We start from the raw sequence: 22,518 nt of genomic DNA, 5'->3' as shown, positions 1-22,518 counted from the left end.
GTGACGGTGATCATCGGGACGTCGGGGTGGCAGTACCGCGACTGGCGCGGCGCCTTCTATCCGCCGAAGCTCCCGCAGCGGCTGTGGCTGGAGCACTACGTCGAGCACTTCGCGACCGTCGAGAGCAACAACGCCTTCTACCGGCTGCCCGAGCGCGAGACGTTCGAGAAGTGGCGCGACCGCACCCCACCGGACTTCCGCTGGGCGGTCAAGGCCAGCCGCTTCCTCACCCACATGAAGCGGCTGCGCGAGCCCGAGGAGCCGGTCGGGCGGCTGATGGAGCGCGCCGCCGGGCTGGGCACCAAGCTCGACACGATCCTGCTGCAGCTCCCGCCCACGCTGAAGGCGGACGCCGAGCTGCTCCGCGAGTGCCTGGCGCAGTTCCCCGCCGGCACGCGGGTCGCCGTCGAGCCGCGGCACGAGTCGTGGTGGACCGACGAGATCCGCGCGCTGCTGGAGCGGTACGGCGCCGCGCTGTGCTGGGCCGACCGCGACGAGCAGCCCATCGCCCCGTTGTGGCGCACCACCGACTGGGGCTATCTGCGCTTCCACCACGGCTTCGAGGGCTGGGGCTACCGAGCGGAGACCCTGCAGCTCTGGGCCGAGCGCGTCGTCGGCACCTTCGGCGACGACGATGTCCTCGTGTACTTCAACAACGACCCGGGCTGCAACGCCGTCATCGACGCGGTGCGGTTCGCCGACGCCGTCCGGCGGGCCGGGGGGACGACGACCCGCGTGCCCGCCGCCGACGAGGCGACGGGCACGGCGTGGGTGCCGGTCTAGGGGGTCAGCGCCCGGATCGGCCGCGCTCGGCGGAACCGTGGCCGCTTTCGGCCGGGGCCTCCCCGACGGCGGGCACCTCGACGGTGTCCTCCACCTCGTCGCCCGCAGCGTCGCGTGCGGCCTTCTCCGCCTCGCGGGCCTCGGCGCGGGCGTCCCGCGCGGCGTGGTTCCCCTCCACCCGGGCCTGGGCGGCCTGCAGCGCCTCCTGGGCGTGCTCGTCGGCGTGCGTCAGGGCGTTGTCGAGCCCCCGGGGCGCGTCCTCCACCGGCTCCGCGTCGGGCTCCACCTCGTCGACGACCTCGGTGTCCTCGTCCGGGGCGTCCGTCTCCTCGGCGTCCGTCTCCTCGGCCTCCGGCGTGGTGGCGTCGTCCTCGGGAACCGGGGCGGGTGCGAGGTCCTCGTCCGACTGCGGCAGGTCCAGCGGGGTCACGGTCTCCACCGCGTCGGCCACGACGTCCTGCACCGGCGCCGGCAGTGCGTCGGCCGCCCCGGCGCCGGTCACGCCGGCGGCGGCGATGCCGAATCCGGCGGCGACCTTGGCGACGGTGCCGGTGCCGGCGATCTTGGCGAGGGCGGCTGCCAGTCCTTCGACGAGTGCCATGCGGGGGGTCCTCCTGGTGCGGGCTGTTCGGGCTCTTCCCTCCACCATCGGCAGCCCCGACCGCGGGCTGGAGCCCGGCCACCCGGACGGGGGAACGTCACACGGGGGTGCGGTCCTCCCCGTGCCCCACGCCGAGCTGCTCGGCGGCCTGCCCGAGCACGTCCTGGACGGCGAGGGTGTCGGCCAGCGGCATGACCGCGCTCTCGGTGCGTCCGGCGCGCAGGCACTCGGTGACCTCGATGAGCTCGTGCGCGTAGCCGACCCCGGTCGCCGGGCGGGTGATCGTCTCCGGCTCGGCGCCGGCGCGGTGCAGCACGATCGTGTCCGGGTGGTGGAACCGTGGGAGGACGTCGATCCAGCCGGCGGTGCCGAACACCCGCGCCTGGCCGGGCAGCGCCTGGCGCAGCGAGGCGAGCAGCGTGGCGGTCCGGCCGTCGTCGTAGCCGAGCAGCAGCCCGAACTCGGCGTCGACGCCGGAGGGGAACCGCGATCCGGTGGCGACGACGCGCTGCGGCGTCCCGAGCAGGAACTGGGCGAACGAGACGACGTAGACGCCGAGATCGAGCAGTGCGCCGCCGCCGAGGTCGAGGGCGAACAGCCGGTCGGCCGGGTCGTACTCGCGGGAGACCCCGAGGTCGGCCTGGACCGACCGCACCTCGCCGATCGCGCCGTCGGTCACGAGCTCCCGCAGGGCGACGACCGCCGGCTGGAAGCGGGTCCACATCGCCTCCATGGTGAAGACGCCCGTCTCGCGGGCCAGGTCGACGACCTCCCGCGCGCCCGCCGTGGTGGCGGTGAACGACTTCTCCACCAGCAGCGCCTTGCCCGCGCGCAGCGCGGCCAGGGCGACGGTGGCGTGCTGGGCGTGCGGGGTCGCGACGTAGAGGACGTCGACGTCCGGGTCGGCCAGGATCGCTGCGTACGAGCCGTACGCGCGGTCGATCCCGTGCCGCGCGGCGAACGCGTCGGCCCGCTCCTGCGACCGCGAGGCGACCGCGACGACGCGGGCGTGCGGCACGTGCGCGAAGTCGGGCAGCAGGCTCTCGGCGATGCGGCCCGGCCCGACGATGCCCCAGCGGATCTCTGCGCTCACCCGTCGCACGCTAGCCGCGGCGGGCAGACTGCTCCCGTGACGGTGCTGATCGACACCCCCGTGTGGCCGTGGCGGGGCCGGAGGTGGTCGCACCTGGTCAGCGACACCTCCTACGACGAGCTGCACGCCTTCGTCGAGGCCGAGCTCGGCATCCCCCGGCGGGCGTTCCAGGGCGACCACTACGACGTCCCGGTGGAGCTCTACGACGTCGCTGTCGCCGCAGGTGCGCAGCCGGTCGAGTGCCGGGAGCTGCTCAGCCGGCTGCTGGCGGCGGGATTGCGGGTCCGGAAGCCCCGCCTGCCGAAGCCGAGCGGGCGCGCAGCAGGCTGAGCTCGGCCGCCATGTTCGCCCGCGCCCGCGGCTCCCAGGTGCCGGCGACGACGGGCAGCCGGTAGAGCCGGGGCAGCGCCAGCAACTGCTCCAGGACGGCGATCCGTCCCGCGGTGAACAGCTCGTCGGGGACGTGGCCGTACTCCTCGCGCACCGCGGACGCGTAGGCGGCGTAGGACTCCGGCGGGGAGGCCAGCACCGCGAGATCGGCGTCGCAGAGCACCGCGCCGTTCGCGTCGCCGGGCTCCACCGCGTGGCCGGCGGTGAGCAGCACCAGCCGCTCGACCTCCGCGATCCGCTCGTCGGGGACCAGTCCGCGCAGCCCCGCTCGCGCCCGGCCGGCGCTCGACGCCTCGTTGTCGTTCCGCCGCGGGTCGTAGACGACGTCGTGGTACCAGGCGGCCAGCCGCACCGCGGCGGGGTCGGTCGCGTCGTCGGCCAGCCGGTCGACGATGCCCAGGACGGCGGCCAGGTGCGCGAGGTCGTGGTACCGGCGGTGCGGCTCGCCCCACGCCCGGACGACGGCGGCCCACTCGGTGCGCGAGGTGGGGGAGTCGCCGGCCAGCGCCGCCCACGCCTCGAAGCCGACCAGGTCGCTCACGCGGCGAGTCTGGCACGGGGCACCGACACCGCGACGGCGTCCCGCTACGGTGCGGCCGTGACTCAGCCTCCGCCCCCTCCGGGCTGGTACCCCGACCCCGCAGGCACGCCCGGCACCCGCTGGTGGGACGGCCAGGGCTGGACCGAGCACGTCCAGCAGGCCGCTCCCGCCGCGTCACCGCCACCGCCGCCCGCCCCCATGACGCCGCCGCACGTGCCGCAGGGTGCCGGCCCGTCGCTCTACGACCAGTCGGTCCTGCTGGTGAACCAGAAGACCAAGCTGATCGAGCTGACCAACGAGTACGCGGTCCTCGACGGCGAGGGCAACCAGATCGGCGCCGTCGTCCAGGTGGGGCAGAGCGCGGTGAAGAAGGCGGTGCGGCTGTTCAGCCAGCTCGACCAGTTCCTCACCCACACGCTCGAGGTGCGCGACGCCCGCGGGCCGGTCCTCGTGCTGACCCGGCCGGCGAAGCTGATGAAGTCGCGGGTCCTCGTGGCGCGGCCGGACGGCAGCCCGGTCGGCGAGATCGTGCAGGCCAACGTGTTCGGGAAGATCCGCTTCGACCTCGTCGCCGGCGGCCAGGTGGTCGGCGCGATCCAGGCCGAGAACTGGCGGGCCTGGGACTTCGCGATCACCGACGCGGCCGGCACGGAGGTCGCCCGGATCACGAAGAAGTGGGAGGGCCTGGCGCGGACGATGTTCACCACGGCCGACCGCTACGTCGTCCTCGTGCACGTCCGGCTGCCCGAGCCGCTGGCCAGCCTGGTCATCGCCTCCGCGCTGACCGTCGACACCGCCCTCAAGCAGGACGACCGCGGCTTCAACTGAACGGCGACGCTCCGCGTCGCACCGCGGCCAGGAGCCGTGCCCCGCCTGCGAGGAGCCGTTTCGTCGCCCCTGCGCGGGACCCTCCGGGCCCCACTCGGGTCGACACCGCAGCTCTTCGCCGGCGCGTACCCTGGGTCCTGTCCGGGCCGGGTGCCACGTGCCCCCGGGTGCCATTTGGTTACGCCTTCACGGACTACCGCCCCGACCTCGGTCGGGGGCCTGGAGCTGTGTTGTGCTTTTCGCCGCGAGGCGGCCGTCATCCGGTCCGGACCTCAGTTGCACGAAGGGCCCCCGTCCTCGCGGACGGGGCCCTCGTCGTGCCGGGCAGCGCTCAGTAGGTCTCTTCGGTGGTGCTCCGGCGGACCGGTGCCGAGCCCGGTTCGGCGTAGGCGTCCGTCCGCGTGACGCGGCGCTGGCGGGGACCCCACACCGCCAGCTCGAGGACGATCCCCAGCGCTCCGACGATCATCAGGATCCAGCCGACCACCTGCAGGTCGATGCCGCTGACGTCGACGTCCAGGGCGAAGGTCAGGATCGCGCCGAGCGCGAGCAGGACGATGCCGGTTCCGAGCCTCATGCCGTACTCCCTCTGCTGCGGCTGCGGGCGGACCCGAGCCGGCGGCGGACGCCGCGGCCAGCGGCATGCCCTCGGGCGCTCCCGGGAACCGCCCAGGCCGGCGATGTCCCCCGAAGGGGTGCGGTCTGAGGCCCCTCAGACGGCTCGACGCCGCAGAAACGCGTGACCTGCCGATGCCCGGCCCGGGGCCTCAGCACGAACGTCGTCGTCATCCACACCAGGGACGACGGAAGGCACGACGATGACGCTCCACTACAGCAGCCCCGCCCTCGAGGCGGAGATCGCCTACCGCCGCGAGGTGCTCGCCGCCGCCGGTGCCGGCACGCGGACCCGCCGCAACCCGTGGTTCCGCAGCCGCCGGCGCTCGCGCTGACCCCCCGCCGCGGAACCGGTTCGGTCCTGTCGGAGGCCCGTGCCACGATCGTCGCCATGCCCCGCTGGGACGACGCGCCGATGGTGGGACGGGCCTCCGAGCTCGCCCTCCTGCTGGAGGCCGTCGACCGTGCGGCCGCCGGGCGGGCGGGCACCGTGCTGCTCTCCGGCGACGCCGGTGTTGGCAAGACCCGGCTGCTCGATGAGCTGGCGGTCCGCGCCGGCGAGCGGGGGGTGCGGGTGCTGATCGGGCACTGCGTGGACCTCGGCGACGTCGGCCTGCCCTACCTGCCCTTCGTCGACCTGCTGCGGCCGGTGGCCGCCGACCCCTCGCTGGCTGCCGGGGCGAACCCGGTGCTCGCGCCGCTGTTCGCCGGTCGTCCGGTGCCGGCCGAGCCGGCGGTGCCTGCCGGTGAGGGGGGCGACCTCACCCGCCCGCTGCCGCACCGCGCGGCGCCGCCGCCGGTGAACGACGGCCGGTTGCAGCTCTTCGAGGCGGTGGCCGCCCTGCTGTGCGAACTGGCCGCCGAACGGCCCCTGCTGGTGGTGCTGGAGGACCTGCACTGGGCCGACCGGTCGAGCCGCGACCTGCTGCGGTACCTGCTCGCGCGGCTCTCGGACGAGCCGGTCGCCGTAGTCGGTTCCTACCGGGCCGACGACCTGCACCGGCGCCACCCGCTGCGCCCGCTGCTGGCGGAGCTGGTCCGGCTGCCGGGCGTGGAGCGGCTGGAGCTCAGCCCGCTGCCCGACTCCGACGTCGGGGCGCTCGTGCGCCGGCTGGCCGCCACCTCCGGTCCACTGCCGGACTCCGTGCTGGAGGACGTCGTCATCCGCGCCGAGGGCAACGCCTTCTACGCCGAAGAGCTGCTGGCGGCCGGGCTGCACGGCGAGGCGCTGCCCCTGGCGCTGACCGACGTCCTCCTCGCCCGCGTCGAGCAGCGTTCTCCGGACGCGCAGCAGGTACTGCGCGTCGCTGCCGTGGCCGGTCGCCGGGTCCGGCACGAGCTCGTGGCCGCCGTGAGCGGGCTCGACGACGGCGGCCTGCAGACCGTGCTCGCCGAGGTCGTGCACTCCCACCTGTTGGTGGTCTCCGACGACGGTCGCTACCGGTTCCGACACGCGCTGCTGCGGGAGGCGGTGCTCGCCGATCTGCTGCCCGGTGAGCGGGTGCGGCTGCACGCGGCGATCGCCGGCTACCTGGCCCGCGAGCCGGCCGCCGGGACGGCGGCCGAGCGGGCGCACCACGCGCGCGAGAGCCACGACCTGCCGGGCGCCTTCGCTGCGTCGCTGGAGGCGGCGGCCGCGGCCCGGGGCGTGGGTGCGCCCGCCGAGCAGCTCCAGCACCTAGAGGCCGCGCTGGCCCTGTGGTCCGCGGTGCCCGACGCCGCGGAGCGGGCGGGGCGCGACCAGGCCGCTCTGCTGCAGGAGACCGCGGCGGCCGCGCGCACGGTCGGCGAGCCCTCGCGCGCCGTCGCCCTGCTGCGCGCGGCGCTCGAGGTGCTGCCGGCGGGCGCTGAGCCGGCCGAGCGGGCGCGGGTCCACTACACGCTGGCGCAGGCGATGGTGCGGGTCGAGGACGACGCGGGCGCCCACCGCGAGAGCGCGGCGGCGATGGCGCTGGTGCCCGCGCAGCCGCCGTCGCGCACGCGCACCTGGGCGGCGGCGACGCACGCGCGGATGAGCTACTCGGTCGGCCGGATCGACGAGGCGGACGCAGCTGCGGACGAGGCGCTCGCCGCGGCCGACGCGCTGGGGTTCGACGGGGCCTGGGCCGACATCGCGGTCACCCAGGCGCGGTCGCGGCCCGGCACCGATCCGGCGGCGGTACGGGCCCGGCTCGACGAGGCGCTGCTGCGGGCGCGCCGGTCCGGCGACGTCGAGGTGGAGATGCGGGTGATCTTCAATCTGGCGACGGTCACCTTCGAGGCGGGGGGGATCGCCGAGGCGCTGGAGTGGACCGCGCTCGGCACGCGGCGGGCCCGGGACCTCGGCGTCGAGTGGTCGTACTACCCGGCGGAGCTGCGGCACCTGCACGTCACCGCGCTGTACATGGCCGGCGACTGGGACGCGAGCCTCGCGGAGGCCGACGTGCTGGCCCGCGTGCCGGAGATGTCGGCGCACGTGCGGGCCGCCGCGCTGCTCGTGCTCGTCGGACGCGGGGATCCGGCCGCGCGCGCACGGGCCGACTGGGCGCGCGGGCTGATCCCGCGGCTGAGCGCGCACGTGTTGCTGGACCTGGTCACCGCGGGATCGGAGATCGACCTCGCAGCCTGGGAGGGCCGGCCGCAGGAGGCCGTGGACCGCGCGCAGACGGTCTACCGGCGGCTGCGTCAGGAGTGGGACGACGACCACCTCGGCATCCTGCGGCTGGCCGGGACGGCGCTGATGCCCGTGGCCGATGCGACGATCGCTGCCCGCCGGGTCGGCGACGAAGCGGCGGTGGAGCGCTGGGTGCGGGCGGGGTATGAGCTGGCCGAGGCGGCCCGGACCGCGGTGAAGATCTACCGCAAGACCTACGGCGACGTCATGGGGGTCGAGGCGCAGGCCTGGCTGGCCCGGGTCGAGGCGGAGGCCGCCCGGGTGCGCGGGGAGTCGGCGGTCGAGCTGTGGCGGGCAGCGGTCGAGGCGTTCGGGTTCGGCCACGTCTACGAGCAGGCCCGGTCGCGGTGGCGGCTGGCCGAGGCGCTCCTGGCCGACGGTGACCGGGCGGGTGCGGCCGAGCAGGCGGCGGCGGCGCACGCGGTCGCGGTGCGCCTCGGCGCGACGCCCCTGCGGACCGCGCTCGAGGCGCTGGCCCGCCGCGGCCGGCTCGAGGTCGGGGGAGTGCGTCCGGTGGAGATCGGCGCCGTCTTCACCCCGCGGGAGGCCGAGGTGCTCGCGCTGCTGGCGCAGGGCCGGACGAACCGGCAGGTCGGGGCCGAGCTCTTCATCAGCGAGAAGACCGCGAGCGTGCACGTCAGCAACATCCTGGCCAAGCTCGGCGCCAACGGCCGCACCGAGGCCGTCGCCATCGCGGCGAACCGGGGCCTGCTGCCCTAGCTCACAGCATCGTGCGCAGGCGCTCCCGGCGGGCACGGAGCACGTCGACCGACGCCGACGCCGACGGCGGGCCGGGCACCGAGGCGCGCAGCTGCGTGTGCACCACGGCCTGCGGCTGCGCGGTGCGCGCCGCGACCCGGTTGACCAGCTTGTTGATCTCCCGGCGCAGCTCGGCGGCGTCGCGCCACGAGCGGCCGGCGTCGTCCTCGTCGGGGTGGTCCTCGACGACCATGAAGTCGTCGGGGTTGTCGCGGTGGCTCTGCGCGACCCGGATGCGCAGCTCGTCGTCCCGCTTGGAGAGCAGCTCGGCGGTCTGGGCAGGGGTGAGCAGCCCGGGGATGCCGAGGAACTCCTCCTCGTCCTCGCCGACCACCAGCGTCGGGCCCGAGCCCTCGCCGGTGTGCGCCGTCCCGCTGTGCAGGACGTGCGCGAAGCGCGCGTCGGCCTCGAGCGCCTCCCACTGCTTCGCCTCGCCCTCGCGCGGCTCCCGCGGCGGCAGGTCCAGCGCCTCGAGCTCCTCGTCCGGCTGTGTCTTCGGCGGCGGCATGACGTGGTTGCGCTGCTCCTCCATCGCGGCGGCCAGCGACAGCAGCGGGCGCACCGCGGGGAGGAAGACCGTCGCCGACTCGTGCGGCGCGCGGGAGCGGACGACGCGGCCGACGGCCTGGGCGAAGAACAACGGGGTCCGGTAGGAGGTCATCCACGCCAGGACGGCGGCGCGGGGGACGTCGACGCCCTCGGAGATCATCCTGACGCAGACGGCGATGCGGGCCGAGCCGGTGGCGAAGCGCTCGATCTTCTTCGAGGCCTTCGGGTCGTCGGAGAGGATCAGCTCGGCGGCCTTGCCGGTCACCCGGCGGACGATCTTGGCGTAGGCGCGGGCGTCGTCCTGGTCGCTGGCGAGGATCAGCCCGGCGGCGTCGGGCATGCCGGTCTCGCGCAGGTGGGTGATCCGGTCGTCCATCGCGGCGATGACGTGCGGCACCCACTGGCCCTTGGGGTCCAGCGCGGTGCGCCACGCCTGCATCTCGACCGAGCGGGTGCCCGCCTCCGAGAGGGACGCGGCGACGACCTCGCCGGCGGAGTTACGCCAGCGGGAGGTGCCGGTGTAGGCGGCGAAGACGACGGGGCGGACGACGTTGTCGGCCAGCGCCTCCTTGTAGCCGTAGGTGTAGTCCGCGCGGCTGACCAGGCCGACACCGCTCTCGCCGGCGTCGCCCTCGAAGGTGTCCTCCTCGTAGCGCACGAAGGGGATGCGCTCGTCGGGCTTGGTGCGGAACGGCGTCCCGGTCAGGCAGAGCCGGCGCGCGGCCCGGCCGAAAGCCTCTTCCGACGCCTCGCCCCACGAGAGGCCGTCACCGGCGTGGTGCACCTCGTCCAGGATCACCAGCGTCTTCACCGAGGTGGAGCGGGCGGCGTGCAGCATCGGCTTGCCCGCGACCTGCGCGTAGGTGGTCACGTAGCCCTGGGTGCCGGCCCGCACCGGGCCGACGGCGTTGGTCAGCCCCGGGTCCAGCACGATGCCCATCGCGTCCGCGGCGTCGGCCCACTGCATGCGCAGGTGGTCGGTCGGGCAGACGACGACGACCCGTGCGACCTCGCGGCGGGACAGCAGTCGCGAGGCCAGCGTCAGGGCGAAGGTGGTCTTGCCGGCGCCGGGCGTCGCGGTGACGAGGAAGTCCTTCGGGGAGGTCTCCTCGTACTGCTCGAGGGCGGTCCGCTGCCACGTGCGGAGCGGTCGGCTGTTCGTCTGCGGGCTCAAGGCCTCCGCTCGTGCTGCGCTCCCCATGTCGGGGTCCATCTTGGCTGGCGGAGGGGCAACACGCCCAACCCGGGTCCTGCCGCGCGCCCCGCCGCGCTCCACGTATAGGGCGGGCGAACACCGCCCTGACCTGCGGAAATGCGATCTGCCCGGCGAGTCGTGTGGTGATTCCCATCCTGTGAGGGACGGATACGTCACGCCCCGCCGGTCACGGCCTTCCCAGCCGCCCCGCCTGGCCCGGAAACTGTCGGAGGTCGAACATACGATCGAAAGCATGAAGGACGGCGCGACGACGGGGGAGCCCACGGCGGGCTGGGCGTCGGGTGCGCTCGGTGCGGTCCAGGCCGCCGACCGCGAGATCTCCCGGCAGACCGCCGTGCGGGCCCGCGGCGTCGCTGCCTTCGCCGCCACCCGACCCGCCTCGGACGACCGCCCCGCCGGTCAGCCGGGGTCGATGAGCGAGGAGCGACGCGCGGCGCGGCCCGCGGTGCTCGCCGACGCCAGCGAGTGGGCGGGGCAGGAGCTCGCCCTCGCGCTCGAGATCAGCGGCCAGGCGGCCGAGACGCTGCTGGAGCGGTCACTGACCCTCGTGCACCGGCTGCCGCGCACCCTCGAGGCGCTGGAGTCCGGTGCGCTGCACGTCGGGCACCTGTTCCCGATGCTGGAGCGGGTCGGTCCGATCGCGGACGACGCGAAGCGCGCGGAGGTGGAGGCGAAGCTGCTCGCCTGGATGGCCGGCCGGGTGACGACGCCGGCGCAGCTGACGGACAAGGCCCGCCGGCTGGGGCTGCTGGTCGACGCCCGCGACAGCGCGCGCCGGCTGGTCAAGGCGGTGCGCCGGCGCGGGGTGCACGTCCGGCCCGACCGCGAGGACGGCATGGCGCAGGCGGTGGCGCTGCTGACCGTGCCCGAGGCGGCGGCCCTGGTCGACGCCCTCGGCCGCTACGCCGACGCGCTCGACGAACCGGGCGACGAGCGCACGCGGAGCCAGAAGATGGCCGACTGCCTGCTCGACCTGGTGCTGCGGCCCGGCGAGACGGGGATGGCGCCGGTCCAGGCGCACCTCACCGTGGTCGCGGCGGTGTCCACGCTGCTCGGCGGGGACCAGCCGGGTGAGATCGCCGGCCAGGTCGTCCCGGCCGAGCTGGTGCGCGCGCTGGCCCGTGCGCTCGGGCTGCTGCCCGACGAGGACGGTGCCGTTGACGAGGCCGAGTCGCCCGCCGAGGCCGAACCGCCCACCGAGTTGGCCCTGCCCGACGACCAGGCCGAGCCCGACCAGGCCGAGCCCGGCGGCGCGTCGCCGCTGGAGCGAGCGCTGGAGGAGTGGTGGCGCGACGTCGAGCGACGCGCGCTGACCGAGGAGTGGGGCACCGGCCGACGACCGGTGCTCGAGTACGAACCGGTCCACCATGCCGGCCGACGACGACCGCAGGCGCCGGCGCCCCCGGGCAGCCCGGCCATCCGGGAGCCCAGTACGTCCGCCGACTCGGCGGTCACCGCAGCCGGGCTGGCCCTGCTCGGGTTCGACCGCGCCCTCGGCCGCGCCTGCACGGCGGTCCGGCGCGCCGAGCTCACCGGTGCTGCCGATGAGGCCGCGTGGCGGCGCTCCCCGGCCGGACGGGCCTCCGCCGCGGGCGACGCCCTCCAGTCGCTGCGCGAGGCGGGCGACGAGCAGCGTGCCGCCCTGGCCCGGCTGCTGGACGCGACTGCGGGCGGCGGGCTCGCCGAGCGGCCGCGGATCGCCGTCGTCGACGCGCTCGGTGGCGCCCTGCTCGCGCTCACCGACAGCCGTGGGCTGCGCCGGGGCGCGGGGCTGGGCCCGCCACCGCCGACCGCGGGATACCGGCCGGGTGCTGCGCTCGATCGCTACCTGCGCGCACGGGACCGGCGGTGCCGCTTGCCCGGCTGCCGCCGTCCGGTGCCGCGCGGCGGGGAGCTGGACCACAGCCGGCCCTGGCCGGACGGGCCGACCAGCGCGGCCAACCTCGCCGGCTACTGCACGCCGCACCACCGGGGCAAGCACCAGGCGCCCGGCTGGCGGCACGAGCTGGCCGCCGACGGCACGCTCACCGTCACCACGCCGTCGGGGCTGCGGGCGACCAGCGCCCCACCGCCGTTCTGATCGCAGGGATCAGAAAGGCGGCGGGGGTTCGGGATCAGGCCTTGGCGGGACGGTCCTCGAGGATCCGCTCGGCGAAGCGCCAGCCGGCCTCGGTCTTCACGTACCGGTCCACGTAGCGCGGGGCGCCGGCGATGATCCAGGAGCCCTCGACCGCGAGGAGCAGGATCATGTCCGCGGCGCCGTGGGCCTCGGTCGCGGAGTCGAGCGTGACGGTGACCCCGCCCATGACGTGCCGCAGCTTCATGCTGGACGTGACGCCGGTGATCCACTCGGTCAGCGCGGGCCGCCCCTCGAGCGGCTGGCCGTTGGCCTCCATGCGGGCGTCCTCGACGAACAGCTCGGTCCACTCCTGGATCCGGGTGTCGTCGGTGTGCTGCGCGTACTGCGCGACCAGGTTGCGGATCTCGTTCTGGGCGACCAGCTGCTGGATCTCGTCCATGGATGCGTGCTCCTCGGGGTGGGACCGGATCGTCGCCCTGGAAGCTACGGGCCGGGTCCCACCGCGAGTGACCGGGGTCTCAGTCGGCGGACTCGTCCACCCAGTCGGGCCCGTTGACCTCGCCCGGTCCGGCCAGGTCGTCGGCGTCGACGATCGTGTACGCGTAGCCCTGCTCGGCGAGGAAGCGCTGGCGGTGCGCGGCGTACTCGCTGTCGAGGGTGTCGCGGCTGACGACGCTGTAGAAGTGCGCCTGCCGCCCGTCGGCCTTCGGCCGCAGCAGCCGGCCCAGCCGCTGCGCCTCCTCCTGGCGCGAGCCGAACGTCCCCGACACCTGGACGGCGACGGCCGCCTCGGGCAGGTCGATGGAGAAGTTCGCGACCTTGGAGACCACCAGCGTGCGGATCTCGCCGGTGCGGAAGGCCTGGAACAGCCGCTCCCGCTCCTTGTTCGTCGTCGACCCCTGGATGACCGGGGCGTCCAGCGCGGCACCCAGCTCCTCGAGCTGGTCGAGGTAGGCGCCGATCACCAGCGACGGCTCGTCGGGGTGCCGGTCCAGCACCCGGCGGATGACCGGCAGCTTCGACTGCGCGGTCGCCGCGATCCGGTACCGCTCCTCGGGCTCGGCGACGGCGTAGGTCATCCGCTCCTCGTCGTCGAGCGAGACCCGCACCTCGATGCACTCGGCCGGCGCGATGTAGCCCTGCGCCTCGATGTCGCGCCACGGGGCGTCGTAGCGCTTCGGCCCGATCAGCGAGAAGACGTCGTCCTCGCGGCCGTCCTCGCGCACCAGCGTGGCGGTGAGCCCGAGCCGGCGGCGGGACTGCAGATCAGCGGTGAGCCGGAAGATCGGGGCGGGGAGCAGGTGCACCTCGTCGTAGACGATCAGACCCCAGTCCTGCGCGTCGAACAGGTCCAGGTGGATGTACTCGCCCTTCCGGCGGGTGGTGATCACCTGGTAGGTCGCGATGGTGACCGGCCGGATCTCCTTGCGCTCACCGGAGTACTCGCCGATCTCCTCCTCGGTGAGCGACGTGCGGGCGATCAGCTCCCGCTTCCACTGCCGCCCGGCGACCGTGTTGGTCACCAGGATCAGCGTCGTCGCCTTCGCCTCGGCCATGGCCGCGGCACCGACCAGCGTCTTGCCGGCGCCACAGGGCAGGACGACGACGCCGGAGCCGCCGGCCCAGAACCCGTCGACGGCCTCCTGCTGGTAGTCGCGCAGGTGCCAGCCGGACTGGTCGAGCTCGATCGGGTGCGCGGTGCCGTCGACGTAGCCGGCGAGGTCCTCGGCCGGCCAGCCGATCTTCAGCAGCGCCTGCTTGAGCCGCCCGCGCTCGGCAGCGTGCACGATCACGGAGTCGGAGTCGAGGCGGGCGCCCAGCATCGGGGCGACCTTCTTCGAGCGGATGACCTCCTCGAGCACGGCGCGGTCCGAGGAGGTCAGCACCAGTCCGTGCACCGGGTTGTTGGCCAGGGTGAGCCGGCCGAAGCGGTCCATCGTGTCCGCGACGTCGACCAGCAGCGCGTGCGGCACGGGGTAGCGCGAGTAGCGGACCAGTGCGTCGACGACCTGCTCCGCGTCGTGCCCCGCGGCGCGCGCGTTCCACAGCGCCAGCGGGGTGACCCGGTAGGTGTGCACGTGCTCCGGCGAGCGCTCCAGCTCGGCGAACGGGGCGATCGCCGCCCGGCACTCCTTGGACAGCGGGTGGTCGACCTCGAGCAGCAGCGTCTTGTCGGACTGGACGATCAGGGGGCCGTCGGACACGCGTCAACGTCCTTCGTTCGGGGATTGCGGCGCGGACGAGCGCGCCGGACTGTCCAGGCTAACGCCGCGGGACGGGCGGTCCTTCCGGATCAGCGCTGTGCCGGCGGCCTCAGACCCAGGCGTCGCGGCGCAGCGGGGGCTGCTCGCCACCGGGCCGCCGCAGCAGCACCTGGTTCACGCCCATCTCGCCGGACTCGAAGGTCAGCGCACACGCGGCCATGTACAGCCGCCACACCCGCGCCCGGCCCGGGCTCGACGCGGCGACCGCGGCGTCCCAGTCCGCCTCGAGCCGGCGCACCCAGGCCCGCAGCGTGAGCGCGTAGTGCTGCCGCAGCGCCTCGACGTCCAGCACTTCGAGCGCACCGCCGGCCTCGAGCAGCCCGACGGTCTCGCCCAGCCCGAGCAGCTCGCCGTCGGGGAAGACGTAGCGCGCGATGAAGGTGTCGGGGTTCCAGGTCGCCGTCCCCGCGTTCCAGGCGATGGCGTGGTTGAGCAGCCGTCCACCCGGGCGCAGCAGGTCGTGCAGCTGCCGCGCGTAGGCCGGCATCTCCGCGCGGCCGACGTGCTCGGACATGCCGATGGAGCTGATCGCGTCGAACGGGCCGTCGTCGACCGCGCGGTAGTCCTGCACCCGGATGTCGATGCGGTCGGTCAGTCCGGCCTCGGCCACCCGCTTGCGGGCCAGCTGCGCCTGCTCCTCCGAGAGCGTGATGCCGACGACGGTGACGCCGCAGCGCTGCGCGGCGTGGATCGCCAGGCTGCCCCAGCCGCACCCGACGTCGAGCAGCCGGTCGCCGTCGGACAGTCCCAGCTTCCGGCAGACCAGGTCCAGTTTCGCCTCCTGGGCGGCCTCCAGCCCGGCATCGGGGGAGCTCCAGACCGCGCAGGAGTAGGCCATCGACGTCCCGAGGACCAGCCCGTAGAACTCGTTGCCCACGTCGTAGTGGTGGGAGATGGCCGCCGCGTCCCGGCCGCGCGAGTGCCGTCGGCCGACGCGTCCGAGGTCGGCCTCCTCGACCGGCGGCGCGGGCTCGGGGCCGATCGCGCCCAGCCGCAGCGCCGAACCGACGAGGTGCAGCCGGTCCCGGAGCGGAGGCGCGGGCACCGACCCCTTCTCGGCGAGCCGCCCCACGGAGCGGAGGGCCTCGAAAGTGTCGAAGACGTCATCCTCGATCTCGATCTCGCCCGCGACGTAGGCCCGGCCGAGACCCAGCTGCCCCGGCGACCAGGCCAGCCGGCGCAGCGCGCGGCGGGACCGCACCGTGATCACGGGCGCCCCGGGCGGGCCGGTCAGCGAGCCGTCCCACCCGCGCAGCCGGAGGGGGAGTTCGGTCGTCCCGAGCACGGCGCCCAGCGCCTCCGCGAGCCGGTCCGCCACCGTCCGTCGTCGTGCCATGTCTGCTCCTCGTCCCCGGGCAGCATCGAGCGGGGCCGGAGTCTCCCGCAGCGGAGCAGGGAAGCGACAGCGGTTATCGCGTCAGCCGGGAACCGGGGCGTCGTCCTGCTCGACCAGCGCGACCGAGGTGATGCGGTGGACGGCGAAGGTCCGGCTCTCGCCGCGGCGCTCGTCGAAGCCCTGCAGGAAGCCGCCGACGAGCGACACCGGCTGCACGACGCGCTGGCTGCCGCTGCCCTGGGCGTCGACGTAGCCCAGCCACACCGGCGTCCCGTCGCGCACGGCGCGGGACAGCAGCTCGAGCGTCGACGCCGTCGTCACGCCCGGCACCTGGCGCACGGCCTCGCCGCGCCGGGCCGCGACGGCGGCGTCGCCGGCCCGGATCTCGCGCACGGTGGCGGCCAGCTCGTCGGGGGTCAGCGGCCGAGGCGCGGACGGTGCCTCCGTGCCGGTCCGCCGGCCGGCGGCCCGCGGTCGCCCGGGAGGCCGGGTGAGGACGGCGCCGCCCGGGTTCTCGCCGGCCGGCGCGAAGCCCGCTGCGCGCAGCACCGACAGCACCTCGTCCGCGGCCAGTCCGCTCACCAGCACCCCCGGTGCCAGCCGGCGCAGCTCCGCCGCCGCCGTCCGGCGGTCGCCGAGCACCTGGGAGAGCAGCCCGTGGTCGTCGGAGCGCACGTAGCTCTCGATGGCACCGACGCGCAGCCGGCCGTGCTGTCGGGCGACGTCGTCGATGAGGTAGTCGAGGGCCTGCGGCACCGGTGTGCGCGACGCCTTCGTGAAGAAGTCGTGCAGGTCCGAGGCCGACCAGCCGGCGTCCAGGGCCCGGCGCACGCTGGACTCCGACACCCGGAAGACCGTCGCGCCGCCGGAGGACTCCACGTCGGCGACGACCGACAGCGTGTCAGCCAGCTCCGCGACGAGCGGGCCGGGCGCGATCAGCGAGAGGTCGGGCTGGGCGAGCACGTGGTCGACCGGCGCGGGCAGCAGACCGCGCATGCCGGCGGCCGCGCCGTCCTCGCCTCCGGAGAGCAGGCCGCGCCCACCGGAGGAGAGCACCCCGCCGACGACGATCCCGAGCCGGGCGGCCTCGGCGAGCATGCCCGGGACCGGCGCCAGCCGGTCGGCCCGCCGCGGGGTGCGCCAGCGCAGCAGGGCCACCAGGTCGTCGGCGCCCAGCCCCGAGCCGGCCGGGTGCTCGGCGAGCGCGGCCAGCGCCGACCGGCGGATCGCCGGGGCGGTGTGCCGCACCAGGTCGGGGGAGAGCGCGTTCGCCGCCTTGCCGGCCACGTCCCGCTGCCCGACGAGCGCCGGCAGCCGGGTGCCGGCCAGCCAGCCGGCCGCCAGCACCGCCCAGCGGTCGGCGAGGTCCTGCTCCCGCCAGATGTCGTAGCCCCGGGTGGGCAGCCACTCGTCGCGGTGCGGGCCACCCACGTCGAGCAGCCCGGCGGCCAGTGCCAGCTCCAGCAGCCAGGCCGCGTCGGGCTCGGCCACGTGCAGGTCCCGCGCCAGCCGCTTCTGGTCGCGCACGGCCACCCCGCCACTGCGCAGCAGGCCGGCCGGCTCCTCCTCGAGGAGGGCGAGCAGCTCGCCGATCCGGCCCACCGACTCCATGGCCGCGCCCGCCGCCTGCCGGTCGACGGTCGTCGGATCGCGGGTGGTGAGCACCGGCTCGGGTCGCAGCCGCGGCGGGCCGTAGGGCTGGTCCCCGCGCAGCAGCAGCGCGATCTCCCGGGGCAGCTCGACGTTGAGCGCGTCGATCCGCGCCAGCAGGCCGCGCTGCAGCAGCCGCCGGGCCGGTGAGTCCGCGCCACCGGAGCTGTCGGGCAGGTGGCCCACCGGGCGGTCACCGGCCAGCCGGTCCAGCACCTGGCGCTCGTCGTCGGCCAGGCCGGCCAGCACCCCGGGCAGATCGGCGGGCAGCTGCACCCGCAGGTCGACGGCCCGGCGGCCCAACCCGGCGGGGTGCCGCACCGCGCGCCGCACCGGATCGGGTGCGTGCAGGACGTCGTCGCCCCACAGCAGGGCCCGGTCGGCCAGCGCCGCCAGCGCCGTCTCCAGCAGCTCACGGGGGACGTCGGGAAGGGCGGCGACCAGCTCGTCGCGTGGCACGCCGTCGGTGGGCGCGAGCAGCACCACGTCGAGCACCTGCAGCGTCCCCGCGTCGAGCTCGTCGAGGGCCCGGTCCACCGACACCGGCACGGCCAGCCGGCCGGCGAGGGCGACGACGTCCGAGGGCGCCGGCCGGGCGACGTCGGGCCGGGCGGCCAGCAGGGCGGCGAGCTGGTCGTCGTCGCGCGTGCGCAGCCAGGCGGCGAGCGTCGGCGGAGGGGCGGTGGGCATCCGGTCCACGTTACGACGCGGTCCGGGAGCGGCGCCGTGCGGTGCGGGCGGGGCGTCGGGGAGGATGGGTGCCATGTCGAAGCGCAACGCGAAGAACGCCCACCTGGTCGAGCCCACCTGGGGCGAGTCCGAGGACGGTGGCCCGCCGCTGACCGAGCTCTCCGCGTCCGTCGCCGGCGGCCTGTCGCCCTTCGGTCAGGACCACGACTTCCCGATGCCGGTGGAGCTGGTCCGCTACGCGCACCCGACGGACAAGCCCAACCGCGCCGGCGTGCAGCTCCCCGAGAACCGCTGAGCCCGCCGGCCGCCCGCCTCAGGCCTTGGCGCTCGAGGCGGGCGCCAGCCGGACGATCAGCTTCGAGATCAGGTTGCCGGCGACCACCCAGATGAGGGCGGCGAGCGCGTCGTTGATCGTCTCGCCGACCTTGGCGTCGGAGGGCTGGAACAGGTCCTTGGTGAACCAGCCGAAGCTGTCCCGGATCCCCGCGGTGAACTCCACCAGCGGGTTGGTCGGGTTCGCCTCGAAGAAGACGAACACCGCGTGGGCGACGATCAGCGCGGCGATCACCGACGCCACGACGCGGACGACGGTGGCGAGCAGGGTGAAGATCTGGGTCGCGCCGGTGCGTGCCATGGCGACATGATCTACCGGGCCGCAGCGCTGCGCGACCCGTGTCCGCAGGTCAGCCGTGCACGGTGGGCACGACGAGTGCCCGGTGGTCCGACAGCGGCAGCCGCACCGCCTCCGCCGGCCCGGTGGCGCTGATCGGGCCGCGCACAAGCACGTGGTCGAGCTGCCGCGCCGGGCGCCCCGCAGGGAACGTGGGCGCCGTCGCGATGGGGGTCATGCCGCTGTTCCGTGCCGCTTGGCGGCGCTCCATGTTGAGGTCGCCCATCAGCACCAGCGGCTCCCGCGTGCCCTCCAGCGAGCGCACCAGCCGGCGCAGCTGCGAGGCGTTCCAGCCGGGGATGAACGACAGGTGGGTGTTGCACACGGTGACCTGGCCCCGGGGCGTGTCCAGGACCGCGGCCACGGCCACCCGCGGCTCGTCCCGCGCCAGGAACGGCCGCCGGGACTGCGGCGACCACAGCGGCACGCTGGCCCGCAGCGCCGGCAGTCGGACCACCCGCCACGAGATCACCGGGTAGCGGGACAGCAGCGCGATCCCGTAGCTGGCCGAGCCGGGCTGCTCGTCGCCCGTCGCGGCCATCCAGGTGCCGCCCGGGGTGCCCGACAGCGCCGCCACGAACTGGTGGTCGACCGCCCCCATCGCCTCGGCGGCGACGGCGGTGAGGTCCGCCCCCAGCGACCGGGGCTGGTCGCGGTCGACCTCCTGGAGCCCCAGCACGTCGGGGTCCAGGGTCTTCACCGCCGAGGCCAGCCGGTCGACGTCGACCCGTCCGTCGTCGAGGGAGCGGCCGTGCAGGATGTTGAAGCTCGCGATGCGCACGCAGCCTCCAGTGCCCGGGGCGGGGGCGGATACACCGTGCGTATCCCGCCGGGAGCGGGTAGCAGCAGCCCGTGCCGAGTCTCCCCGTCGACGACGACCCCCGCGACAACGTCCGCGATCTCCTCAAGCGCACCGCCGTGGCGCTCAAGGAGGGCGGTGTGCCCTTCGCCCTGTGCGGCGGCTACGCGGCCTGGATGCGCGGCGCCCCCGAGCCCGACCACGACGCCGACTTCCTCGTCCCGGCGGCCGAGGCCGAGCGGGCCGCGAAGGTGCTGGCCGACGCCGGCCTGCAGGTCGTGGACCCGGCCGAGGACTGGCTGCTCAAGGTCGTGCGGGACGACGTCTTCGTCGACGTGCTGTGGCGCACCTGCGGCCACCCGGTCGAGACCGACCTGATCGACCGCGCCGACGTGCTGCCCGTGCTGTCGGTCCAGATGCCGGTGCTCACGGCCACCGACGTCCTGGTCACCAAGCTCATGGCCCTCGACGAGCACTACTGCGACTTCGGCCGGATGCTGCCGGTCGCCCGGGCGCTGCGGGAGCAGGTCGACTGGCCGCAGGTGGCGCGGGAGGTCGCCGGCAACGACTTCGCCGTGGTCTTCCTGCAGCTTCTCGGGCGACTCGACGTGGTGCCCTAGCCTGAGGGCAGCATCTTCCAGCGAGAACTGAGGGATCGAACGTGCCCACCGGCAAAGTGAAGTGGTTCAACGCGGAGAAGGGGTTCGGCTTCCTCGCCCGCGAGGACGGGCCGGACGTCTTCGTGCACAAGGACGCCCTTCCGGCCGGCACGGAGGAGCTCAAGCCCGGTCAGCGGGTGGAGTTCGGCATCGTCGCCGGCAAGCGGGGCGACCAGGCACTGCAGGTGCGCATCCTCGACCCGCTGCCCTCGGTCGCGGCCGCCGTCTCCGCGAAGAGCCGGAAGAAGCCCGACGAGCTCGTCCCGATCATCGAGGACCTGATCAGGCTGCTCGACGACGTCGGCGAGGGGCTGCGGCACGGCCGGCACCCCGACCGCGCCGAGTCGCGCAAGATCGGCTCGTTGCTGCGCGCCGTCGCGACCGACCTGGAGGCCTAACCCTCCGGCGGCGCCTCCGACGTCGGGGCGCCGCCGAGGTCGCCGCCGGCCCGGATGAAGCCGATCGGCCACGCCCGCGACCACACCCCGCAGTCGCCGCCCTTGTCCTCAACGACGAGCAGGTAGAACGCCGTGGGGACGACGTCGTCGCTGTTGATACCGGTGAAGCGGTCCTCGCCCGCCGGCACGTCGACGGTGCCGAGCTTCTCCTCGAGCCGCTCGTCGAAGACCTGCACGCCCCACCCGCGCTCGGCCACCGATTCGGGCACGGTGAGGGTGATGTCGGCGTCTGGGGAGACCTCCACGACCGGCGGGGTGGTGTCGTACCGCACCTCCTCGCCGTCCTCGCAGCCCTGCACCGCCGAGGCGGCGACGTCCTGCGCGCCGACCTCCACGCGCACCTGACCGGGGCCGTCCTCTCCGCTCGCGCAGCCGGTCAGCAGCAGCGCGATCGCGGGCAGCACGACGGCGGTCGTCCGTCTCAGGTCCACTGCGTTCCCATCGGGGTCGTCGGGGCGTCGGGGGTGGCCGGCGTGGGGGCGCGGCCGCCGACGATGGACCGGACGACGAGGCCGACCGCCAGCACCAGGATCGCCGCGGCGACCGTGAAGCCGATCCAGCCCGTCGTCGGGAGGGCGATGGCCAGCCCGCCGCCGGCGACCCACGCCAGCTGCAGCATCGTCTCGGACCGGGCGAACGCCGAGGCGCGCAGGTTCTCGGGCACCTCGCGCTGGATGATCGCGTCCAGCGACACCTTGCCGATGGCGTTGGTGACCGCCGCGACGCCGGCCACGACGACCGCCATCCCGAAGCCGTAGAAGATCGCCGCCAGCACGGTGACGGCGGTGGCGGTGGCGGCGGCGATCAGCACCACGCGGTCCGGCGCCGCCGTGCCCAGCCGCGACCCGGCGGCGGTGCCGACGAAGCTGCCGACGCCGGCGGCGAGGGCCACCCCGCCGAGGGCCAGCGTCGCGGTCCAGCCGTCGGCGAACTCGGCCTGCACGAGGAACGCCAGGAAGATCGTGAGGAAGCCGGTCAGCCCGCGCAGCGCCGCCGTGGCCCGCAGGGCGAGGACGACGTGCGGGTTGACCCGCCGGCGGCGCCGGCCCGTGACCGGGATCTCCGTGGTGCTCAGCACGTCTGCCTGCAGCTCCCCGCCCGGGACGTCGACGTGCCGGGGGAGGCGTGCGGCGAGCACGCCCGAGACGACGAAGACCCCGGCGGTCAGCCACAGCTCCGGCGGGAACCCGACCGCCCACGCGACGCCGGCGCCGAGGGCACCGGCCACGCCGGAGGTGGCCAGGCCGAACACCGACAGCCGGGCGTTGGCCGAGGTCAGCGTCAGCGCCGAGGGCAGGACACGGGGGACGACGGCGGCGCGCAGCACGTTGTGCGCCTTGGACAGCACCAGCACGCCGAGGGCGGCCGGGTAGAGCAGCAGGTCGTCGAAGTGCGCGGCCATGAACAGTGCCAGCGCTGCCCGGCCGAACGAGCTGGCGGCCAGCGCCCACCGGCGGCCACGCTGCAGCCGGTCCAGCAGCGGGCCGATGACGGGGGCCAGCAGCGCGAACGGCGCCATCGTGACCAGCAGGTAGAGCGCCACGTTGCCGCGCTGCGCGTCGGTGGTGGCCGCGAAGAACAAGGTGCCCGCGAGCGAGACGGCGATCAGCGCGTCCCCGGCCATGTGCAGCGCGTTGACCCACAGCAGTTTGCTCAGCCCGCTGGCGTCGGCGCCGTCGGCCCGGCTCGCGGCCTGCACCCGACGGGCGGCGGCCCGCGAGAGCTCGCGGCTGCGGGAGATCGCGACGCGGGTGACCGTCACCCGCGGCGACGCCCCGGCCGCGGGCATCGGCCTCGTCGAGGGCCGACCCAGCGGTGTGGTGTCGGCGCGGTCCGGCGGCGGCACCGGACGGCGGGAGCTGGGCACCCGTCCATGGTGCCGCA

General features: G+C 75.1%; 22 protein-coding genes. 9 read left to right on the top strand and 13 right to left on the bottom strand.

The window, feature by feature from the left end; genetic code table 11:
- Positions 1–783 carry a DUF72 domain-containing protein gene (locus tag CRP29_RS03655; RefSeq protein ID WP_097193652.1) on the top strand — a complete coding sequence of 261 codons (783 nt, stop codon included), beginning with the start codon at positions 1–3 and terminating at the stop codon, positions 781–783.
- Between the two features lie 4 nt (positions 784–787).
- On the opposite strand, the gene CRP29_RS03650 is transcribed toward CRP29_RS03655, so the two are convergent.
- Entirely contained in the window at positions 788–1,384 is a 597-nt protein-coding gene (locus CRP29_RS03650; RefSeq protein WP_097193651.1) for a hypothetical protein, read from the bottom strand.
- Between the two features lie 97 nt (positions 1,385–1,481).
- Positions 1,482–2,477, bottom strand: coding sequence for a Gfo/Idh/MocA family protein (locus tag CRP29_RS03645; protein WP_097193650.1), 996 nt, complete (start codon positions 2,475–2,477; stop codon positions 1,482–1,484).
- Between the two features lie 36 nt (positions 2,478–2,513).
- Here CRP29_RS03645 and CRP29_RS03640 point away from each other — a divergent pair, with 36 nt between their 5' ends.
- The gene (locus CRP29_RS03640) at positions 2,514–2,807 is read left to right on the top strand and encodes a DUF4031 domain-containing protein (protein WP_097193649.1); all 294 of its coding nucleotides are present in this window, start codon (positions 2,514–2,516) and stop codon (positions 2,805–2,807) included.
- Here the strand turns inward: CRP29_RS03640 and CRP29_RS03635 are convergent.
- Complete coding sequence (locus CRP29_RS03635) at positions 2,731–3,408, bottom strand: HD domain-containing protein (protein WP_097193648.1); 678 nt, start codon at positions 3,406–3,408, stop codon at positions 2,731–2,733. The two genes, CRP29_RS03640 and CRP29_RS03635, sit on opposite strands and share 77 nt — an antisense overlap.
- 57 nt (positions 3,409–3,465) lie before the next feature.
- On the opposite strand from CRP29_RS03635, the gene CRP29_RS03630 reads away from it, so the two are divergent.
- Positions 3,466–4,236 carry a phospholipid scramblase-related protein gene (locus CRP29_RS03630; RefSeq protein WP_097193647.1) on the top strand — a complete coding sequence of 257 codons (771 nt, stop codon included), beginning with the start codon at positions 3,466–3,468 and terminating at the stop codon, positions 4,234–4,236.
- Between the two features lie 331 nt (positions 4,237–4,567).
- On the opposite strand, the gene CRP29_RS03625 is transcribed toward CRP29_RS03630, so the two are convergent.
- Entirely contained in the window at positions 4,568–4,813 is a 246-nt protein-coding gene (locus CRP29_RS03625) for a DUF6458 family protein (protein ID WP_097193646.1), read from the bottom strand.
- Positions 4,814–5,054: 241 nt separating this feature from the next.
- Here CRP29_RS03625 and CRP29_RS23525 point away from each other — a divergent pair, with 241 nt between their 5' ends.
- Both CRP29_RS23525 and CRP29_RS23520 read left to right on the top strand, forming a co-directional pair.
- A complete protein-coding gene (locus CRP29_RS23525; RefSeq protein WP_281256761.1) occupies positions 5,055–5,186 on the top strand; it encodes a hypothetical protein in 132 nt (43 codons plus the stop codon).
- A 56-nt stretch (positions 5,187–5,242) separates the two neighbouring features.
- Positions 5,243–8,224, top strand: a complete 2,982-nt coding sequence (locus CRP29_RS23520) for a helix-turn-helix transcriptional regulator (RefSeq protein WP_097194084.1) — start codon at positions 5,243–5,245, stop codon at positions 8,222–8,224.
- Between the two features lies 1 nt (position 8,225).
- Here CRP29_RS23520 and CRP29_RS03615 read toward each other — a convergent pair whose 3' ends face one another.
- The gene (locus tag CRP29_RS03615; protein WP_245852379.1) at positions 8,226–9,986 is read right to left on the bottom strand and encodes a DEAD/DEAH box helicase; all 1,761 of its coding nucleotides are present in this window, start codon (positions 9,984–9,986) and stop codon (positions 8,226–8,228) included.
- A 274-nt stretch (positions 9,987–10,260) separates the two neighbouring features.
- Between CRP29_RS03615 and CRP29_RS03610 the strand changes: the two genes are divergently transcribed.
- Entirely contained in the window at positions 10,261–12,108 is a 1,848-nt protein-coding gene (locus CRP29_RS03610; RefSeq protein WP_097193645.1) for an HNH endonuclease signature motif containing protein, read from the top strand.
- A 34-nt stretch (positions 12,109–12,142) separates the two neighbouring features.
- Here the strand turns inward: CRP29_RS03610 and CRP29_RS03605 are convergent, their stop codons facing one another.
- The 4 genes from CRP29_RS03605 to CRP29_RS23515 form a co-directional block, all read right to left on the bottom strand.
- Entirely contained in the window at positions 12,143–12,547 is a 405-nt protein-coding gene (locus CRP29_RS03605; protein WP_097193644.1) for a nuclear transport factor 2 family protein, read from the bottom strand.
- A 79-nt stretch (positions 12,548–12,626) separates the two neighbouring features.
- Entirely contained in the window at positions 12,627–14,312 is a 1,686-nt protein-coding gene (locus CRP29_RS03600) for a DNA repair helicase XPB (protein WP_097193643.1), read from the bottom strand.
- A 109-nt stretch (positions 14,313–14,421) separates the two neighbouring features.
- Positions 14,422–15,708: an SAM-dependent methyltransferase gene (locus CRP29_RS03595; protein ID WP_097193642.1), complete on the bottom strand. Its 1,287-nt coding sequence runs from the start codon at positions 15,706–15,708 to the stop codon at positions 14,422–14,424.
- 81 nt (positions 15,709–15,789) lie between these two features.
- On the bottom strand, positions 15,790–18,048 hold the full coding sequence (locus CRP29_RS23515; protein ID WP_097194082.1) for a helicase C-terminal domain-containing protein: 2,259 nt from the start codon (positions 18,046–18,048) through the stop codon (positions 15,790–15,792).
- Between the two features lie 73 nt (positions 18,049–18,121).
- On the opposite strand from CRP29_RS23515, the gene CRP29_RS03585 reads away from it, so the two are divergent.
- Positions 18,122–18,343: a hypothetical protein gene (locus CRP29_RS03585; protein WP_097193641.1), complete on the top strand. Its 222-nt coding sequence runs from the start codon at positions 18,122–18,124 to the stop codon at positions 18,341–18,343.
- An 18-nt stretch (positions 18,344–18,361) separates the two neighbouring features.
- Here CRP29_RS03585 and CRP29_RS03580 read toward each other — a convergent pair whose 3' ends face one another.
- On the bottom strand, positions 18,362–18,682 hold the full coding sequence (locus CRP29_RS03580) for a hypothetical protein (protein WP_097193640.1): 321 nt from the start codon (positions 18,680–18,682) through the stop codon (positions 18,362–18,364).
- Positions 18,683–18,731: 49 nt separating this feature from the next.
- Positions 18,732–19,499, bottom strand: a complete 768-nt coding sequence (locus CRP29_RS03575) for an endonuclease/exonuclease/phosphatase family protein (RefSeq protein WP_097193639.1) — start codon at positions 19,497–19,499, stop codon at positions 18,732–18,734.
- Positions 19,500–19,570: 71 nt separating this feature from the next.
- Here CRP29_RS03575 and CRP29_RS03570 point away from each other — a divergent pair, with 71 nt between their 5' ends.
- Both CRP29_RS03570 and CRP29_RS23775 read left to right on the top strand, forming a co-directional pair.
- Positions 19,571–20,137: a nucleotidyltransferase family protein gene (locus CRP29_RS03570; protein WP_097193638.1), complete on the top strand. Its 567-nt coding sequence runs from the start codon at positions 19,571–19,573 to the stop codon at positions 20,135–20,137.
- Positions 20,138–20,178: 41 nt separating this feature from the next.
- Positions 20,179–20,574 (top strand): cold-shock protein, encoded by a 396-nt coding sequence (locus CRP29_RS23775; RefSeq protein ID WP_097193637.1) that lies wholly within the window; start codon positions 20,179–20,181, stop codon positions 20,572–20,574.
- Here CRP29_RS23775 and CRP29_RS03560 read toward each other — a convergent pair.
- Both CRP29_RS03560 and CRP29_RS03555 read right to left on the bottom strand, forming a co-directional pair.
- The gene (locus tag CRP29_RS03560) at positions 20,571–21,065 is read right to left on the bottom strand and encodes a DUF2771 domain-containing protein (RefSeq protein WP_245852377.1); all 495 of its coding nucleotides are present in this window, start codon (positions 21,063–21,065) and stop codon (positions 20,571–20,573) included. The genes CRP29_RS23775 and CRP29_RS03560 overlap by 4 nt on opposite strands.
- Entirely contained in the window at positions 21,056–22,501 is a 1,446-nt protein-coding gene (locus CRP29_RS03555) for an MFS transporter (RefSeq protein ID WP_245852375.1), read from the bottom strand. Before CRP29_RS03555 ends, CRP29_RS03560 begins: the two co-directional genes overlap by 10 nt.
- Positions 22,502–22,518: the final 17 nt, after the last annotated feature.

The organism is Blastococcus aggregatus (assembly GCF_900221005.1).
Taxonomy (GTDB): Bacteria; Actinomycetota; Actinomycetes; order Mycobacteriales; family Geodermatophilaceae; genus Blastococcus; species Blastococcus aggregatus.
Note: the sequence above shows the minus strand (reverse complement) of the source record. Positions and strands in the feature narration are given on the sequence as shown.